We start from the raw sequence: 17,246 nt of genomic DNA on the forward strand, positions 1-17,246 counted from the left end.
GTGAACTTGAAAAAATGGAGTTCGATCGCGGCCGTTGCCGGTTTGCTGCTGGGAACGGCGGCTCCTGCAGGTTATGCGGAATCCGGCGGTCAAAGCGGATTTCAAGCTTTGATCGCGGCCGAGCCGGCTCAGGCCGACGGAGGTACGGGGAGCGCGGCGGAAGGGCAGGAGCAAACGCTGAGGATTGTACATACGCCGGCGTCCGCCACGCACGAGGCCGGGCAGGATTTAACGGTATCGGCTCTCATCACCGGCGCGCAAACAACGGTGACCGCTTCCGTATATTACCGGGTGGACGGTCAGGACTTGGAAGAGATGTCCATGGTCGGCGGCAGCGGAGATGAATATTCCGCTGCCCTGAAAGGCAGCCGGCTGACCGGAAGCAGCCTGACCTATTATATTGAAGCCCGCGATGAAGAAGGAACTTCGGCACGAAGCGACGACTTCACTGTGGAGCTTGTAAGGGGCGGGCAGCCCGGCATCGAAGCAAAGCCGCTGGATTTGCTGATTACCGAACTGGTGCCGGACAGCGATAACGTAAACGGAGCGGACGCCTACGAGTTTGTGGAAGTGTACAACAACAGCGGGCGCGATTTGGATTTTGCCGACTTCAAGCTCGTTTATAACACGAGTACGGAGTGGCCGCTGGCGGAAAGCGCAAACGCCGTCATCCCGGCCGGCAAAGCTATCGTTTTGTGGGTCATGAACGGCAAAAACAATCAGCTTACGGCCGGCGATTTTAACCGGAATTATGGAACGGGGCTGACCGAAGGAACGGATTTGTTCCGGGTCAGCGGCGGCGGCGGTATGTCCAATGCCGGCCCGCGCCAGCTTGAAATCAAGGACGCTGCGGGCGCGACGCTGGTATCGGCCGCTTATGAGAACGATGCGCAGACCCAGATGAACATGGGCATTTTCTATCAGCGTCCGGCGGACGGAAACGTTGCAATGATCATGATGGACGGTCCGGGAACGCTTCCCGCAACGCCGGGAACCGTAACGCAGGAGCAGACGGAAGCTCCGGCGGGGGCTGCTTTTTCGATTAAGCATACGCCGGTGGCAAGCGCCGACGCCGCGGCCGGCATGAACGTAGAAGCGTCGCTGGAACCGGCTGGGCCGGATACAGCGGGCGTTAGCCTGAATCTTTTATATAAAACGGCTTCCCAATCGAGGTACACGGTTGTTCCGATGAAAGCGCTGGACGGCGTTTATACCGCTTCCGTCCCGGCGGACCAGCTCACCGAACCTTCCTTGGAATATCGGATAGAAGCGTCCGGCGGGCGCGAACCGGTATCAACAAACCCGTTTACGGTTCAAGTCGGGAACCTGCCGGCCTTCGATCCGCAAAAGACGCCGCCGCTGCTCATCACGGAAATCGTCGCCAACACCACCAACGTTAACGGAGCGGACGGGTACGAACTGGTGGAAATCTACAACAATTCGGACCGGGACGTGAATTTCCGGAACTACAAGCTGTACTACCGTTATACGGATAAAGGTCCGTCGGGGGACGTATTATGGTCTCCGGACAAGCAGGACTTCGTGATTCCATCCGGGCAGGCGGTTGTGTTCTGGATCATAAGCGACAGCATCACGGCGTTGACCGCTGCCGATTTCAATAAATTTTACGGGACAAGCCTCGAGGAGAACGTGGACTTGTTCAAAGTCCCGGCCGGCGGCATTTCCAACTCGGGCCGACGCGGGTTTGTGATTAAAACGAATGCCGGCAAGGAAGTTTCGGCGGCTTATTATGATGCCGACACCGTTTATGAAGACGGCAAAACGGAAACGAAGGAGAACACCGGCCTCCAGTATAAATATCCGGTTAACGGCAGCAACCAAATGATTAAAGTGAGCGGGGGATTGCAGTTTCCTACGCCGGCCGCCGTGGATTCCGCTCAAGTGCCGGATACTCCGGTCTCGATTGCCGATGACACGGTGCCGCCTACCATAGAAGACCGTACGGGCATTACGACAACGGATCAAAGCCAGGGCTTCGAAATTAAAGGCTGGGCGCAGGATGACAAAGAGGTTGCGTCCGTGACCCTGTACGTTAAATCGGACAAGCAGAGCGAATACGTTCCGTATCTGCTGACCGAGGATTACGGCGATTTGCATTACCATCACAAGGTATATGCGGCCGATCTCATCGGACGCAAGTTCATCCAATACTACTATGTGGTATCCGACGGTTTCAATGAAGTGACGTCCCCGGAATACAAGGTCGAGATTACGGGCGGACCGGATCAGTCCGAGCTGCGCCTCAATCTGAAGGACGGCGACCTGCTCAGCGGAACGAAGACGGTCAAAGGCACGGCCAAAACCGGCGGACCTGACAGCGTGACCTTTGAGATCGACGGAAACCCCGTTACGGAAGGCACGAGCGCTGCTCTGGAGCACGACGCTTACTTTGTGTTCGATGTCAAAAACGTCGACTACTATTTCAAAAATGCCATTACCATGGGGCCCGAGGAGCTTAAGGACGAAACGATCCTGTATACGTTCCTTGATCCGATTACTTCGTACCAGACGCTGAGCTTCCCGATCGAAGCCGGCCGTTTGCAGCCGGGCGATGGCAACGTCATCTATATCCGCGCCGGTTCCAAATCCGGTCCGTTTGATGATCGGGTGGAAGAGAACAAGGACGATTTCGAGATCAAAAATGTACGGCTGGTGCTGGCCGACGGTACGGAAATTACCGACCCGGCTTATGCCGAACGGGACAAAGAGATCAAGATGGGCGATTCGGCGGGCAAGCATGAAGCGATCGGATTCCGCTTCGAGCTTCCGGAGAGTCTGTTTGCGTCCAAGGCGCTTACGTGGGATACCACCCGCGAATCGGACGGGGAGCATATCGTCAAGGCTATCGTCAAAGCGGTCAGCGGCGAGCTTGCGGCCAGCGCCAAAGTGACGGTCGATAACACGCCTCCAGCCATTACTGCGAGCGTCGAAGACGGCAAAGTGTACCGCGGTAAATTTACGATCCGGGCCGAAGCCAGCGATGTCCTTGCCGGGGTGGAAAAGCTCGAAACCGCGCTTGACGGAAAAGCCGTACAATTGCCGCTGGAGACCAGCTCTTCCAAGCTTGCGCCGGGCAGCCACGAACTGTACGTTAAAGCAGCAGATAGGGCCGGAAACGCGGCGGAGAAGACGATTCGCTTTGAAGTGCCGGCCGAAAATCCGGAGGCGCCGCAGCTGATTGCGCCGGCCAATGGCCAAACCGGGGTAGGCAGCCCGGCGGAACTTAAGGTAAACGTCAAGGATCCTGGCGGCGACGACATGAACGTTTCCTTTTACCGCGGGTATCTGTATGACGGGGCGCGTAAGGACCGCTTTGAAGGATTCCAGAACGCGGCGGATAAGGAACCGCCCGGCGAGCTGGCTCCTGCCGGGGAAAAGAGTCTGACCGACGAGGATTACGCCAAAATCGGGGCGGTCGACGGTGAGTACCTGACCACGGACGCGGACGAGCGCTTCCCTTACCAGCGTTATGAAATCAAACTCGATCCTTCCGTGAAGCCAAGCGACCGGGTGGATGTGGAATGGAAGGGCAAATCCCTGCCTGGACGCAAAGTCAGCCTGTATGCTTGGTACGCGGCGGAATCGAAGTGGGTCACCTTGGATCAAGTGATCGCCGGCGCGGAGGATTTTACCCTGAAGTCGACCGTAACCGCAGGTGATTATGCGGCGGGTGGCGTTATCTCGGTGATGGTGCAGGATGAGATCGCCGGCGAGGCTGGGGCTTTGGCGGCCAAAAGCGGTCCGGTGTCCGAAGATCCGTACGATTTCTCGTTCCTCTGGATGTCGGATACCCAGTATTACTCGCAGGATTATCCTTATATCTATCAGAAGAACGTGCAGTGGATCGCCGAAAATAAGGATAAATTGAAGCTGAAATACGTCATTCATACCGGCGACGTTGTCGATAAGGCCGACCAGGAATACCAGTGGATCGAAGCCGACAAGGACATGAAGGTGCTGGAGGACGCCGATATTCCGTACGGGGTGCTGGCTGGGAACCATGATGTGGGCCATCAAAACAACGACTACTCCCAATTCACCAAATATTTCGGGGATTGGCGCTTCCGGAACAGTCCGGTGTTTGCGGGCTCCTACGAGAACAACCGCGGGCATTACGACCTTGTCTCCGCAAACGGCAATGATTTCATTATCGTGTATATGGGCTGGGGACTGGGCGAAAAAGAGATCGAATGGATGAATCAAGTCGTGTCCATGTATCCGGAACGCAAGGCGATTCTGTGTCTGCATGAATATTTGCTCGTCTCAAACAATCGCGCACCGATCGCAGATCAAATTTTTGAAAAAGTGATCAAACCGAACAAAAACGTCATCGCGGCCTTGTCCGGCCACTATCATGATGCCGAGCTCAAGGTGGATGCGCTTGACGACAACGGGGACGGCATCCCGGACCGCAACGTGTATCAAATGCTGGCCGATTACCAGGGAGCTCCGGAGGGCGGCCTGGGTTACATCCGGCTGATGCAGTTTGATATGGCGAACAACAAGCTGCATATCAAGACTTATTCGCCTTACTTGGATGACTATAATTTCTACGACCCTGCGGAATATCCGGGCAAAGACGAATTTTCGCTGGACCTGGACCTTCAGGCTGTAACCAAAAGGGTAGCCACCGATTATATCGGGGTGAAAGTGTATACCGATCAACTGATCGGCAAGCAAGCGGGCGTGAAAAGCGGGGAGAACGCCGCGGTGAAATGGACCGGGCTGGACAGCAACGCCTACTATCAATGGTACGCCAAGGCGGAGGATGCCAACAGCGGTCTAACGCTGTCGGACATCTGGGGCTTTTATACCGGCTCCGGCTCCGGCGGCGGCAAGCCGGGAGGCGGCAATAGCGGCGGCGGTTCCAATTCGTCCGTTTCGAAACCTGTCACCACCGCGCCGGCCAGCCCGCCTGCGGCCGAGCCGCCTGCAAATGACGGCGTAACCAGCGGCCTGATCGCGGCGGCTCCGGCCGGAAACGGCCGATATGAGGTTTCCGCCGATCAGCTTCGGAAAGCGTCGTCCGCAGCTGCGAACGGTAAGATTGAAGTTCAGGTGAAGCCCGAGGGTGACGAGATAAAGGGTCCCGTTATCGTTGACCTGGATGCGGCCGCCTTTGCCCAACTGGCGAAGGAGCGCAAAGTATCTTTGTCTTTGAGCGCACCGGGCAGTCAAGTTGCTTTTACGCAGGATTCGCTTCGGAATCGCGTCGGGGATGCCGACAAACTCAGCGTTAAACTGGGCTACCGGGCTGCCGGAAATAGCGGTCTGGAAAAAGGGATGACCTCCACGGGCATCGCTTATGAGTTAGGGTTGTCTTTAGTCAAGGGGAGCGAATCGGCGGATTACGGGAACCTGGAAGCTGCCGCGGAAATTCGGTTGACGCTTACGGAGGAGCAAGCGAAGCTGCTGAATTCCGCTTATGCCGGAGTTTACGAACGGGTGAACGGCGGACTGCGTTATATCGGCGGATCGTTTGACGGCCGGTCGGTTACTTTCCAGGCCGATCATGCCGGAATCTATGAAATCGTTGAGCTGCGGAAGGATTTTGCCGATCTGCGCGGCCACTGGTCGGAGGATGTCGTGCGGCAGCTGGCGGCCAAACATCTGATTCAAGGCGTGAATGCCGAGCGTTTTGCCCCCTCCGCTCCGGTGACGCGGGCCGATTTTGCGGTCGTGATGATGCGGGTGCTTGGGGCCCGTTCTGACACTGCCGCGGTTCGGTTTACCGACCTGCCGCCCGGGGCGTATTATGCGGAAGCGGTGGAGCAAGCCGCGGCGCTTGGCCTGGTTCAGGGCAGCGGCGGACGCTTCCGTCCGGCGGACGGCATCACCCGGGAGGAAGCGGCGGTCATCTTAAGTAAGATGGCCCTTGCCATGAACGCTTCCCTGACGCCGTCCGGCCAAGGCAAGGATTTTGCCGACGCTGCTTCCATCTCCGCATGGGCACGGGATGCCGTAAGTCAAATGCAGGCCGCTGGCGTGCTGAACGGAAAAGGCAGCGGCCGTTTCGAACCGAAGGGCTCCGTCACCCGGGCCGAGATGGCTAAAATGATGAGCGAAATGTTAAAGCTGGAGCCTTAGGGCATCGCAAATACCGGATGGATCAAAGCGAGAGGCGATTGGTGCCGGATATATCGGCCCGATCGCCTTTTTTAAGATACCGGAACTCAACGTTCGCAGGACGAAATTCGGCTTAACCGCCGATACTGTACAGATGGACTACGAATAAAATCTTAACCTTGACCATTAATTGCAAATCATACAACTACTTCCTCGTCTCTTTGCTTCTTTATCGAAATATAGCGGAGTAATTGCAGGTTTTACACTTGATCAAGTGCTGTGGCAGCATTTTACGGATAAGCAACTGTACATTTTGCAACTATTCCTTTCAACAATAGACCAAGAAAGCTGGAGTACGAAGCAGGTACGCTCGGATGGAGCGAGAAGAGAAATCTGGAGGCTGACGGGCTGTAGTAAAAAACACGCCGCTTTGGCAACGGCGCGTTCCATTTTGGGGGGGTTACGGTAAAATGGCAAATGATCGCACCGGAAATCCCGATGCTTTGTGCGGCTTCGGTACGATGTTAAAGATAACGGCGCCCGTGGCGGGCACTTTATCCAAATTGCGCATCAGTTCAACCTGATAAGTGTCTTGCTCAAGCACGTAATACTCGGCGAGAAGGGCGCCGTTTTTTTGATAATCGCTGCTTGCGTCCGTGTCAAACGTTTCATGGCCGATCGCTTTGATGTTCCGTTCTTGAAACAGAAATTTCAGCGCCGCCAGCGACCAGCCGGGGGTGTGGCTGTTGCCGTCGGCATCCTTGTTGCTGAACGCCTCTTTATCCGGCCAGCGCTTGCTCCAATCGGTGCGCAGAGCGACAAAGCAGCCCTCCGCGACCTCGCCGTGTTCGGCTTCAAATTGCAAAATATCTTCTACGCTGAGGGTATAGTCATGGTTTTCCGCAGCTTCCTTGGATTTATCGATCACAATGAGCGGGAGCGCCAGCTCCTTCAACTCCAGCTCGTCCAGAAAGCGCTTGTTCCGGACAAAGTGAATCGGGGCATCCAGGTGGGTTCCGTATTGCCCTGCGAACGTAAAGCTTTGCGCCAAAAAACCGTCATCATGATCGAACAAAGTCGTAAATTCGGCGTCGGGAAAAGCCGCAAAATGAGGGGAGTCCGGACCAAACGTATGCGTCAAGTCCACCCATTCTTTTTCTTTCAACAATTGAAATGCTCGAATTAATTCGTTGCCCATATCCGTCACCTCATCCTTTTTTTGCTTTAGTTACACCTGTTAGGCGCCGTTATGTACTTTCTTGGGAATGCAGAGCGCGAAATTCGTCCTCCAGCATCGACATCAGGATCAAATCATGGAATCCGCCGTCCATAAAGAGCTCGTCGCGCAGCACTCCTTCCCGGTGGAAGCCGATTTTCTCATACACATGAATTGCGCGCGGATTAAACGAGTAAACCCCCAAATGAATCCGGTGCAGCCGCAAGACCTCGAAGCCGTAACGCAGCATATGCATCAGCGCTTCCGTTCCGTACCCCTTGCCGCGATGTTCGGTTCCTTTGATCCCGATCCGGATGTTTGCGCTCCGGTTTACGGGATCGATCTCGTTTAAGACCACTTCGCCAATCAATTCGCCCGAATCCTTCCTTACGATGATCAAGTCGATCCGGTCCTCATTCGCCTGGCTGATCTTTTGCAGCCAAACTTCCGTACTTTCCCGGGTAAAATCCCCCTGGCTCCCCGTCAGACGGAGCATCTCCACATCCTGCAAAAAGGCGAAATAGGCGTCCAGATCCGTGACGCGCGCATAACGCAGTTCAACGGCCTTTCCTTCGATACGGATTAAATGATCCTGCACCATTTTCATACCTCCCTGGTTTTAAGCCTGTTTTTCGAATTACCTTATTTTAACTTGGATATCACGTTTTGGCGATATAGTTTTCCAATTCTCTAATACTCTCGTCACACCAGCGCATCAGGCTGCTGAACTGAGCTTTTCCATAATTATTTGTAATCAGCCAATACTTGATATTGGGGTCGTCCGACTCTTGTTTTTTAAGCCACTCTTCAAGCCCCAGAAACATCTGCAGCGCTTCTTCCAACTTTTTTTTGTGGTCCTTTATATGTTGAATGATTATTTCAGGCCGGGCATTGCTGCCAAAGAACACCCTTAGCAGCAGCTCGTTTTTTTTGAGCATCACCATATGTTCCATAGGCTCGGACAGCCAATCGCTTAACGTCTGTTTCCCTTGCTCCGTAATGCTGTACACTTTTTTATCCGGCTTTCCTTTTTGACGTTTCACATGCACGGTGACATCCTGGCGTTCCAGGAGTTCGGCAAGCACGGGATAAATCTGCCCATAATTTTCATTCCAAAAATAACGGGTGCTCTTCTCCATATGCTGCTTAATATCGTAACCCGTGTGCGGGCCTAACGTAAGTATACCTAGAACGGCGAACATGGTGTTCATTTTTCCGGACGACGGCGCCATTTCATTACCTCCTAGCTTATTTCCCCTGTACTTTTGAAAAATCAGATTGTTTTCATTATAAAGCATTTCAGTTCCGGGCACACCCTATATATATTTATAATATATATTATTTTAATAATTAATGTTGACAAGGGGTTGCGGTGGATTTAATGTGTATTTACGGGCTGGTTGCTCGTAGGGGAACAGGGTATTGTGGTTTCCTGCAAACCCATATTAGAAAAAGGAGTGTAGCAAAACGATGACAATGATTGCAGTCCATTATCCGGAAGGCCGTATTACATTGGAGCAACGCCGTCTTTTGGCGGAAAGCTTAACCGATGCTGTGCTTATCCCGGAAGTAGGTCAATTTTGTCCCCCGGCACGCGACGGGTTTCAAGTCCGCTTTGCGGAGTATTCCGCGGAACATATGGCTATTGGAGGTAAATTGCTGGCGGATGCGCCCGGGCGGGATATTATTACAGTTAATGTATTGGTGATGGCGATTGGCCTAAAGAAGTTCGAAAAGAGGTCCTTGAGAATATTCTTGACTGTTTAGGCAAAGCGCTTGAAGTGCCGGAACCTCCCCCAACATGGTGGGTATCCTTTCAGGTCATTGAAGAAGGAAGCTGGGGCTCGCGCGGAGGGGTCCTGTCGATTTTAGATTTGTTGGACTCGGGAGTTTTTACAGAGGAAAAAATAAAGGCAATTCGGCAGAAGCTTGGATAAACGCTTAATGGAGAGCGGGCAGATTTAGTAGGGTTCTGTAGAGGGGGGCCACCGGTTTGGGTGGCCTCTCTACCCGGAGGCCGGGGCGGCACTTACATGCTGCATCAGCATTTCCGCAAACTGTTTTGGAATGAGGCCCCATTGATTCATGGGAGTCAGGCTCAATTTTTGCAGCAGTCCCATCATCGAGGTAAAGATGAATTGAGCGGTTTCCAAAGCGTCAAGGTCGGGGTTTAGGGAGCCGTCTTTTTTTCCGGCTTCAAGAGCTTCGCCCAGAAAATGCTGTTCCTTCCTCTCATCAATAAAGCGTTCATAACGTTCCTTAAGCTCCTGGTTTGATTCATAAGCTTCGTAATGCAGGTCAAACAGCAGGATAAACTTGATATATCCGGGATGCTGCCCGGCAAAATCAATCCAAGCGTCCAGCATGGAGCGGAGCTGTTCCTTGCCGTTTAATGCGCCTGCCGCCGTTCTTTGCACAAATTCGGTCATGCTCTCCAGCAGTTCCATCTGGACCTCAAAGATCAGCTCGTCCATGGATTGGAAATGCTTATAGAAAGTGACCCGGCTGACCCCGGCCCTGCCGCATACGTCCTTAATGTTGACATTGAGGAAGCTTTGCTTCATAAAAAGCTCCTTGCCGGCCGCGATCAGCTCTTCCCGGTTTTTGTTTTTCAGGGTTTGGTGCCAGTTCTCAGTCATGGACAGCGATCCGCTCTTTCTTCGATTTTGGGCTGTCCCCTGTTAAAAACAGGGTAGCCAGCAGAATGATTGCCCCCAAAATATAGGGTAAATCGATATGTTTGTCAAACAGCCCCCCGGCGATCATCGGGCCGAGGATATTTCCTATGCTCGTATAAGTGGTGTTGAGCCCGGAAGCGTAGCCTTGCCGGTCCCCGGCCGCATTGGCGATCAGCGAACTGACCGTTGGCCTTAAGAAGGCATTAAAAGCGAAAAACAGAGCGGATACGGCCAAAAGATATCCTAGATTGATCTTGATCAGCATCAGCAGGAGGGCTATGCCTGTCATGATCAAGGACAACCGGATCAGCTTCATCTCTGAGAGCCGCTTGATGATCCAATCCAGCAGCCAAACCTGCACAATAATGCCTACAACGGCGCCTACCGTAATGATGATGGAGATTTTTCCGGCGTTAAATCCATATTTCTGTTCCACAAAAAGGGCATAAACCGTTTCATAGTTCACCAAGCCAAACGTCATGACCAGGATAAGCAGAAGATAGCGGAAATAGGGAGTCCGGAACGAATTCAGAAATTGCCGGGTGATCGGTTCGCGATTCGTTTGTTTGCTGAGCGACTGCCTTTTTTCAAGCGTCAAAGTTTCCGGCAAGAAGATCGTCAGCAGCGTCGCTATAAGACCCATCCCGGCCGCAAAAAAATAGGGAACCCGTATGCCCAATTCAGCAATGATGCCGCCTAGTCCGGGGCCCAGCACCATGCCCAGATTCATGGCGGCGCCCAAGTAACCCATCCCTTTCGCCCGCGTTCCGGGTGTTGTAATATCCGCGACATAAGCCATGTTGGAAGGAACCATCAAGCCGAGTCCAATGCCTCCGATAAACCGGGCAAAATACAGCAGTTGCAGAGAAGTCGACGCGGCGAACATTAGATCGGACAGAACGGTTAGGAAAAGGCCAAGCATGATTAATTTTTTGCGGCCCCATTTATCGGACAGCTGCCCGCCGATCGGCGAGAAAAGAAACTGTGCCGCTCCGAAAGCGGCCACAAGGTACCCTGCCGCCGTCCCCGCCGCATCAAATTGTTTGAGGTAGTCGGGCAGGATAGGGATGACCATACCTTGCCCCAACAGGGCGATAAACAAATTCAGCATCAGAATGTAAAGCGGAAACTTAGCTGATTTGGATAGTTGACGGCTCATCATAACACCCCTTGATTTACACAGTGTAACCAATTACAAGATGTAAACCATATTAGCGAAAAACAAGCCGGTTGTAAATGAGAAGATGAACTGACAAATATGATATAAAAAGCGGAGCAATTTAACCGATAAATTTGCTATAAGATTAGCAACCAAAAATTTCATGGGGAGGAATATGAATGAACATACATAATGTTGCGTCATTTGCGTCATTGGATTACTTTAGATTACTAAACTACCCCAACAACGTTAATAATGACAGTTCGGTGCCTGTGCTCGATTTTCAAAACATATTAAGTACTGCAACACGGAAAACAGAAAAGTCAGAGAAAACAAGCACTTTTGTTAATGCAGAGCAGAGTCTGAAGGGAATTTATCCGGATCTGAAATATCACGTACTGGATGCATCTCAATTTAAATACTGGAACCGGTTGGACTTTCCAACTTCAAAGTTATTTAAAGATAAGATTGATGAAAATACGATCAATGAATTGAGGGCGTGGAAACCTCAGGCCCAAACGGCTACAGGATATGAACCTTGGGTACAACGTGATCTTGAAAAAATACAACAGGGACTTCATGTTGTCATGATTCATCCTGCTGTTCAAGAGAAAATGGACCAGGACCCGGGATATGCAAAACAGATTGTAGCTAAGATTCAAAAATATTTCAAAAACGATATTCAGTTAAATGCAGCTATTGATCCGGAATCGGTTAAAAGCATGTCCCATTGGTTACTATTTCAGAAGATGGTGAGATAGGATTTCATCAAACCGTCTGTGATGGACCTTCCAAGCAGGAAAATGGCTCTGAAGAAATATTTGGAACGAAAAAGGATAAGAAGAAACAATACCCATTAAGCGCATTGCAAACTATGGCGATAACTTATTCATTGCCATTACCAGAGCAAATAACAACAACACTTGAATACGATTACAGTTACGCATATGGGCTATATGGCTTATATCAAAAGCGCAAAACAGGAAGCAACGAGGATTAAAAAATTCTCGTTGTTTTTTTATTCTATGGCAGGCAAGTTTAAAGCAATGTTGGGAAAAGTCGGTTTGAGGTGGCTCCCCTATTGTCGTTCTTAAACAAATGAATTTGACGATAGACGAGAGGATACCGGGCAAAACCCCGGGCTTGCCGCGGCCAGCCGCTCGGCGTAATCCGCATCCAGCTTGGCCAGTTCCGCAAAGTAACTTTCGATGACGTGATTGGCGGGTACGGAGCCGTTCTGGAAAATCAGCGGGCAGGAAGCCGGAACGTGGCGGTAATAGTACGTTTTTTCTCGTTTCGGCAGCTTGTAGATATAGGGCGGCGCATGGGTAACGACGTCGAACGGGTTGGCGATCCGGTAGCTGTTGGGGACGTATTTGGCAAAAGCTTTGGCAAAATCGGGATCACCGACGCGCGGGGAGCCGAACGTAAACAAAACGGGGGTACGCGCGGTGTTTGCCGCCATGTCGACGGCGCATAAGGTGGCAAGGGCCCCGCCTAGACTATGGCCGGCAACGAAAAGGGGTTTTTCCTGCGGCAAGCGGCGCAGGGCGGACAAGACCTGCTTCCGGGCCGAAGCGTAAATGCCGGTGAAGCCGCGGTGAGTGAGGGAGGACTCCTTGATATAACCGCAGCTTTTTTGCGAGGCGATGGCGTCGGCGATCCAGTTGGTCGTCGAACTGGTGCCGCGAAAAGCGATCACGATCTCCTCCGGGGATTGCAGAATAAACCCAAACCGTTCCCAAACGCCGATGAAGGATTTGGCTTCGATCGTATCAAACAGCGAATAACCGGGCGGGAGGACAAACGATCCGTCTTCGTTCGAAAATTGCGCGTAGGTCTGACTGCACACCGCGGCTAGAAATAACCCCCGCCGCACCTCGGCCCCATTCAGTTCCATTTCTAATCCCCCCTTTTCCTCAATATATTTAAAAATCCAGGGAAAGGTGCCCATTCCGCCACAACTAATGAATAAGTAAAACAGCAAAGGGGTTTACAAATCGTAATGATTACGATAATATATTTGATGTTAATACGTAATAATTACGGTTAAGAGAAGGGGTTAGCATGATTTTATCGTCCATGCGCGAGGTTGTTTTTGGATACGGGAACGAGCCCGTCATCGAAAACTTGTCCCTTGACATCCATACCGGACAATTTATCGGCATTGCGGGGGCTAACGGTACGGCCAAGTCGACTTTGCTGAAGCTGATGCTGGGGCTGCTTAAGCCTTGGAGCGGTTCGGTGAGGTTTAACCGGTTCCAGGAAGACGGTTCAAAGGTGGTTGTCGGCTATGTGCCGCAGCAAGTGTCTTCCTTTAATGCAGGTTTTCCCAGCAAGGTTATCGAGTTGGTGCGTTCCGGTTGTTATTCCCGCTTGGGGTTGTTTGGCCGGTTCAAAGAGGAACAGCGGCAGGTTGTGGAGCGAAGCTTGAAACAGGTGGGCATGTGGGAGCTTCGTAATCGTAAAATCGGCGAACTGTCGGGAGGCCAAAAACAACGCGTCTGCATTGCCCGGGCCCTGGCCCAGGAGCCTCAGGTGCTCATATTGGATGAGCCCGCTACGGGCATGGATGCGGCGAGCCGGACGGCCCTTTACGAGCTGTTAAGGCAAGACGTAACAAATCGAGGCCGAACGGTGATTATGGTTACCCACGGGCTGGAGGAAACGGCGCCGTATCTCGACACATTGATTAGGTTGGAGCGGGAGGAGGATGAAGGATGGCGATGTTTGGTTACGAATTCATGCAGCGCGCCTTTTGGGCAGGAGGTTTAATCGGGATTATCGCTCCGCTGCTCGGAGTTTACCTTATGCTTCGCCGCCAGGCGTTGATGGCGGATACGTTGTCCCATGTATCCCTGGCCGGGGTGGCTTTGGGCTCGGTGCTGCATCTGAATCCCGCGCTCAGCGGTTTTGCGGTGGCCATTGCCGGAGGAGTCGTCATCGAGCAGCTTCGCCGTTCCTACCGTACATACAGCGAACTGCCGGTAGCGATCATCATGAATTCGGGGCTGGCGCTTGCCGTCGTGCTTATGAGCGTGAAGCAAAATTTGAGTCAAAGCTTCAGCTCTTATCTGTTCGGCTCCATTGTCGCCGTTGGCGATACTCAATTGTTCCTGATCGCTGTCGTTGCTTTGGCCGGTTTGATTTATTTTATTCTGCTGCGGCGCCCGCTTTATCATCTGACGTTCGATGAGGAAACCGCCGCGATTTCCGGCGTCCGGGTTAAGCTGCTGTCCTTTTCCTTCGCGGTGTTGACCGGGATGACCGTAGCCGCGGCCATGCCCGTCGTAGGCGTGCTGCTGGTGTCGGCGCTAATCGTACTGCCGGCCTCGCTGGCTTTGCGCATCGCTTCCGGTTTTGCGGCGGCGATCGCCATCTCTGTCGGCACCGGGTTGGTTGGCGTTTTTTCCGGCTTAAGCGTTTCGTATTACATCAACACCCCGCCCGGGGGAACGATCGCCTTGATTTTGCTCGTTTTTCTGGTGGTCACGATCCTATTGCAAAAGCTGCTGCGGGTTCGCGGCCGGCGGGCTGCCACACAACAAATTAAAAAGAAGGAGTACATGAAAAATGAAATTTTGGAATCGTAGTTTCATCGCTTTATCTCTATCCATGATGTTGGTTGCGGCCGGCTGCGGATCAAACGCTAATACGCCTGCTAATAGCGCGGGAACGGGCGGCTCGTCCACTGCGCCGGAAGCGTCCGCGAATACACCGGCCTCGGAAAAATTGGAAATTAAAACGAGCTTCTATCCGATGTACGAATTTACGCGCCATGTAGCGGGGGATCTGGCCAACGTGGAAAACCTCGTTCCCGCCGCCATGGAGCCGCATGATTGGGAGCCGACGCCCCAGGACATGGCCGCGATTACCGAGGCTGACGTACTCGTGTACAACGGAGCTGGGATGGAAGGCTGGGTGGACCAGGTGCTGGAGAGCGCCACGGGAAAAGGGCTGAAAGCTATCGAAGCCAGCCAAGGGCTTAAGATCGTGGAAGGCGCGGAAGATGAGCATGAGCATGCACATGGCGAAGCAGCGCATGAGGACGGTGAGCATGCACATGAAGAAGGTGAACATGTACATGAAGAAGGTGACCATGTACATGAAGAAGGTGAACATGTGCATGAGGAAAGTGAGCATGTCCATGAAGATGGCGAACATGCGCATGAGGAAGATGAGCATGCGCATGAGGAAGGTAAACATGTGCATGAGGAAGGTAAACATGTGCATGAGGAAGATGAGCATGCGCATAAGGAAGGTGAACATGCGCATGAAGCAGACGAACATGGTCACGGTGAAAGCGGCCATCACCACGATCACGGCGGCTTGGATCCGCATGTGTGGCTGTCGCCGGCGCTGGCGATAGAGGAGGTTCGCAACATTGAAAAGGGACTGTCCGCAGCGGCTCCGCAATACGCGGACCAGTTTAAAGCCAACGCTGATGCATATGCAGCCGAGCTGGAGGCGCTCGATAAGGAATTTGCCGAAACGCTCAAGAACAGCAAGCGCAAGGACTTTATTACCCAGCATGCCGCCTTCGGTTATCTGGCCAAACAATACGGGCTGACCCAGGTGCCGATCGCCGGGCTGTCGCCGGAACAGGAGCCGTCGGCATCCCAGATGGCCGAAATCGTCCAGTTTGCCAAAGAGCACAACGTGAAGACGATCTTTTTTGAAACCCTGGTGTCCTCCAAGGTGGCCGATACGATCGCTTCCGAAATCGGGGCAAAGTCGGCGGTTTTGAATCCGATCGAAGGCTTGACCGAAGAAGACTTGGCTAAGGGGCTGGATTACATTGGCGTGATGCGTCAAAATCTGCAGGCCCTGAAGGCTGCGCTGAACGAGTAGGAATTAGCATATACGGCCTGACACAATGTTCTGATTGGATAAATCCAATAGAATTGAAATTGGAAAGTGAATACAGCGACACTCATTGGATATTTCCAATAGATTAAGCTCGGCAGGGAGCAAAACGCCCAATCTGAGCAAAATCTATTGGATTTTTCCATTTAGAGCTGCAAATCACGTTCGATCCCGCCAATCTATTGGATTTTTCCAATGAGAGGCGGGTACTTGCTTTGGTATAAATTCCCCGGGTGCTTGCCCTAAAACGGGTTCGGTGTTACGTTAGGAGAAACCTGTATCATCGATGAATGCCAAAGGGTGAATATATCTATGAAAATAACGTTACAGCAGCTTCGTTACGTCGTGGAAGTGGCCAACCGCGGTTCGATGAACGAGGCGGCGAGAAGATTGTTTATTTCCCAGCCCAGCCTTTCCAACGCCATCCGGGAGCTCGAGGAGAACATCCAGATGACGATTTTCGAGCGGACGAACAAAGGCATTACGCTCTCCAAGGAAGGCGCCGAGTTCCTCGCGTACGCGAGACAGGTGATGGAGCAGGCGGAACTTTTGGAAAACCGCTACCTGAACGCCAAGCCGTCGCCCCAGCATTTCTCGGTTTCCACCCAGCATTACGCGTTTGCGGTTAACGCGTTTGTGCAGCTGGTTCAGGAATACGGGCAGGACGAATACGAGCTGGCCTTGCGGGAGACCAAAACGCACGAAATCATCCAGGACGTCAAAAGCCAGCGCAGCGAAATCGGCATTTTATATATCAATGAATTCAATTCGAAGGTGATCAACCGGCTGCTGAAGGACGGGAATTTGATTTTTAACAGCCTGTTTAAGGCGAAGGCGCATATCTTTGTCAGCATCCGCAATCCTTTGGCGCAGCATGCCGTGGTCACGCTGGATCAGCTCCAGGATTATCCGTATTTATATTTCGAGCAGGGGGAGTTCAATTCGTTTCATTTTGCCGAGGAAATATTGAGCACGCTTTCCCATCGGAAAAGCATCAAGGTGAACGACCGGGCCACCCTGTTTAATCTGCTGATCGGCTTGAACGGGTACACGATCTCCACCGGCGTGCTTAGCTCGGACCTGAACGGAAATGAGATTATTCCGGTTCCGCTGGCCAGCGACGAAACGATCAATGTGGGGTGGATTTGCCATCGCAACGCCAAACTGACCAAGCTGGGTGCGGCCTATATTGAGGCGTTGGAGCAAACGGTGGTGAACGAAGCGCGTTGATATAGTTTTT

At 52.5% G+C, this 17,246-nt stretch carries 14 protein-coding genes; 8 read left to right on the forward strand and 6 right to left on the reverse strand.

Going from position 1 to position 17,246, the window contains the following annotated elements; genetic code table 11:
• Positions 1-6,108 (forward strand): S-layer homology domain-containing protein, encoded by a 6,108-nt coding sequence (locus NYE69_RS15080; RefSeq protein WP_340930409.1) that lies wholly within the window; start codon positions 1-3, stop codon positions 6,106-6,108.
• Positions 6,109-6,547: 439 nt separating this feature from the next.
• On the opposite strand, the gene NYE69_RS15085 is transcribed toward NYE69_RS15080, so the two are convergent.
• The 3 genes from NYE69_RS15085 to NYE69_RS15095 are packed head-to-tail and all read right to left on the reverse strand — an operon-like array spanning position 6,548 to position 8,601.
• The gene (locus tag NYE69_RS15085; RefSeq protein WP_340926800.1) at positions 6,548-7,285 is read right to left on the reverse strand and encodes a cyclase family protein; all 738 of its coding nucleotides are present in this window, start codon (positions 7,283-7,285) and stop codon (positions 6,548-6,550) included.
• A gap of 49 nt (positions 7,286-7,334) precedes the next feature.
• Positions 7,335-7,904 carry a GNAT family N-acetyltransferase gene (locus NYE69_RS15090; RefSeq protein ID WP_340926801.1) on the reverse strand — a complete coding sequence of 190 codons (570 nt, stop codon included), beginning with the start codon at positions 7,902-7,904 and terminating at the stop codon, positions 7,335-7,337.
• 58 nt (positions 7,905-7,962) lie between these two features.
• Positions 7,963-8,601, reverse strand: a complete 639-nt coding sequence (locus tag NYE69_RS15095; protein WP_340926802.1) for a PadR family transcriptional regulator — start codon at positions 8,599-8,601, stop codon at positions 7,963-7,965.
• 172 nt (positions 8,602-8,773) lie between these two features.
• Here NYE69_RS15095 and NYE69_RS15100 point away from each other — a divergent pair, with 172 nt between their 5' ends.
• Complete coding sequence (locus NYE69_RS15100) at positions 8,774-9,070, forward strand: tautomerase family protein (protein WP_340926803.1); 297 nt, start codon at positions 8,774-8,776, stop codon at positions 9,068-9,070.
• A gap of 239 nt (positions 9,071-9,309) precedes the next feature.
• Here the strand turns inward: NYE69_RS15100 and NYE69_RS15105 are convergent, their stop codons facing one another.
• Positions 9,310-9,942, reverse strand: coding sequence for a TetR/AcrR family transcriptional regulator (locus NYE69_RS15105; protein ID WP_340926805.1), 633 nt, complete (start codon positions 9,940-9,942; stop codon positions 9,310-9,312).
• Entirely contained in the window at positions 9,935-11,140 is a 1,206-nt protein-coding gene (locus NYE69_RS15110; protein WP_340926806.1) for an MFS transporter, read from the reverse strand. Before NYE69_RS15110 ends, NYE69_RS15105 begins: the two co-directional genes overlap by 8 nt.
• Positions 11,141-11,319: 179 nt before the next feature.
• Here NYE69_RS15110 and NYE69_RS15115 point away from each other — a divergent pair, with 179 nt between their 5' ends.
• Both NYE69_RS15115 and NYE69_RS15120 read left to right on the forward strand, forming a co-directional pair.
• Positions 11,320-11,901 (forward strand): hypothetical protein, encoded by a 582-nt coding sequence (locus tag NYE69_RS15115; protein WP_340926807.1) that lies wholly within the window; start codon positions 11,320-11,322, stop codon positions 11,899-11,901.
• Positions 11,871-12,140 carry a hypothetical protein gene (locus NYE69_RS15120; RefSeq protein ID WP_340926809.1) on the forward strand — a complete coding sequence of 90 codons (270 nt, stop codon included), beginning with the start codon at positions 11,871-11,873 and terminating at the stop codon, positions 12,138-12,140. The genes NYE69_RS15115 and NYE69_RS15120 overlap by 31 nt, the downstream gene beginning before the upstream one ends.
• A gap of 90 nt (positions 12,141-12,230) precedes the next feature.
• Here NYE69_RS15120 and NYE69_RS15125 read toward each other — a convergent pair whose 3' ends face one another.
• On the reverse strand, positions 12,231-13,040 hold the full coding sequence (locus tag NYE69_RS15125) for a lipase family protein (RefSeq protein WP_340926811.1): 810 nt from the start codon (positions 13,038-13,040) through the stop codon (positions 12,231-12,233).
• Between the two features lie 167 nt (positions 13,041-13,207).
• On the opposite strand from NYE69_RS15125, the gene NYE69_RS15130 reads away from it, so the two are divergent.
• The 4 genes from NYE69_RS15130 to NYE69_RS15145 all read left to right on the forward strand — a co-directional run bounded on the left by NYE69_RS15130 (position 13,208) and on the right by NYE69_RS15145 (position 17,236).
• Positions 13,208-13,915: a metal ABC transporter ATP-binding protein gene (locus tag NYE69_RS15130; protein ID WP_340926812.1), complete on the forward strand. Its 708-nt coding sequence runs from the start codon at positions 13,208-13,210 to the stop codon at positions 13,913-13,915.
• Positions 13,861-14,733 carry a metal ABC transporter permease gene (locus NYE69_RS15135; RefSeq protein WP_340926813.1) on the forward strand — a complete coding sequence of 291 codons (873 nt, stop codon included), beginning with the start codon at positions 13,861-13,863 and terminating at the stop codon, positions 14,731-14,733. The genes NYE69_RS15130 and NYE69_RS15135 overlap by 55 nt, the downstream gene beginning before the upstream one ends.
• Positions 14,714-15,991, forward strand: a complete 1,278-nt coding sequence (locus NYE69_RS15140) for a metal ABC transporter substrate-binding protein (protein WP_340926814.1) — start codon at positions 14,714-14,716, stop codon at positions 15,989-15,991. Before NYE69_RS15135 ends, NYE69_RS15140 begins: the two co-directional genes overlap by 20 nt.
• Positions 15,992-16,324: 333 nt before the next feature.
• The gene (locus tag NYE69_RS15145; protein ID WP_036628402.1) at positions 16,325-17,236 is read left to right on the forward strand and encodes a LysR family transcriptional regulator; all 912 of its coding nucleotides are present in this window, start codon (positions 16,325-16,327) and stop codon (positions 17,234-17,236) included.
• Positions 17,237-17,246: the final 10 nt, after the last annotated feature.

Source organism: Paenibacillus sp. FSL R5-0527 (assembly GCF_038008055.1).
In the GTDB taxonomy this organism is placed as follows: Bacteria; Bacillota; Bacilli; order Paenibacillales; family Paenibacillaceae; genus Fontibacillus; species Fontibacillus macerans.

Excerpts from the sequence above, each read along its gene's own strand:
- NYE69_RS15085 (WP_340926800.1), bottom strand. The coding sequence starts at position 7,285 with ATGGGCAACGAATTAATTCGAGCATTTCAATTGTTGAAAGAAAAAGAA.
- NYE69_RS15100 (WP_340926803.1), top strand. The coding sequence starts at position 8,774 with ATGACAATGATTGCAGTCCATTATCCGGAAGGCCGTATTACATTGGAG.
- NYE69_RS15130 (WP_340926812.1), top strand. The coding sequence starts at position 13,208 with ATGATTTTATCGTCCATGCGCGAGGTTGTTTTTGGATACGGGAACGAG.
- NYE69_RS15140 (WP_340926814.1), top strand. The coding sequence starts at position 14,714 with ATGAAATTTTGGAATCGTAGTTTCATCGCTTTATCTCTATCCATGATG.
- NYE69_RS15105 (WP_340926805.1), bottom strand. The coding sequence starts at position 9,942 with ATGACTGAGAACTGGCACCAAACCCTGAAAAACAAAAACCGGGAAGAG.
- NYE69_RS15115 (WP_340926807.1), top strand. The coding sequence starts at position 11,320 with ATGAACATACATAATGTTGCGTCATTTGCGTCATTGGATTACTTTAGA.
- NYE69_RS15095 (WP_340926802.1), bottom strand. The coding sequence starts at position 8,601 with ATGCTTTATAATGAAAACAATCTGATTTTTCAAAAGTACAGGGGAAAT.
- NYE69_RS15135 (WP_340926813.1), top strand. The coding sequence starts at position 13,861 with ATGGCGATGTTTGGTTACGAATTCATGCAGCGCGCCTTTTGGGCAGGA.
- NYE69_RS15090 (WP_340926801.1), bottom strand. The coding sequence starts at position 7,904 with ATGGTGCAGGATCATTTAATCCGTATCGAAGGAAAGGCCGTTGAACTG.
- NYE69_RS15125 (WP_340926811.1), bottom strand. The coding sequence starts at position 13,040 with ATGGAACTGAATGGGGCCGAGGTGCGGCGGGGGTTATTTCTAGCCGCG.
- NYE69_RS15110 (WP_340926806.1), bottom strand. The coding sequence starts at position 11,140 with ATGAGCCGTCAACTATCCAAATCAGCTAAGTTTCCGCTTTACATTCTG.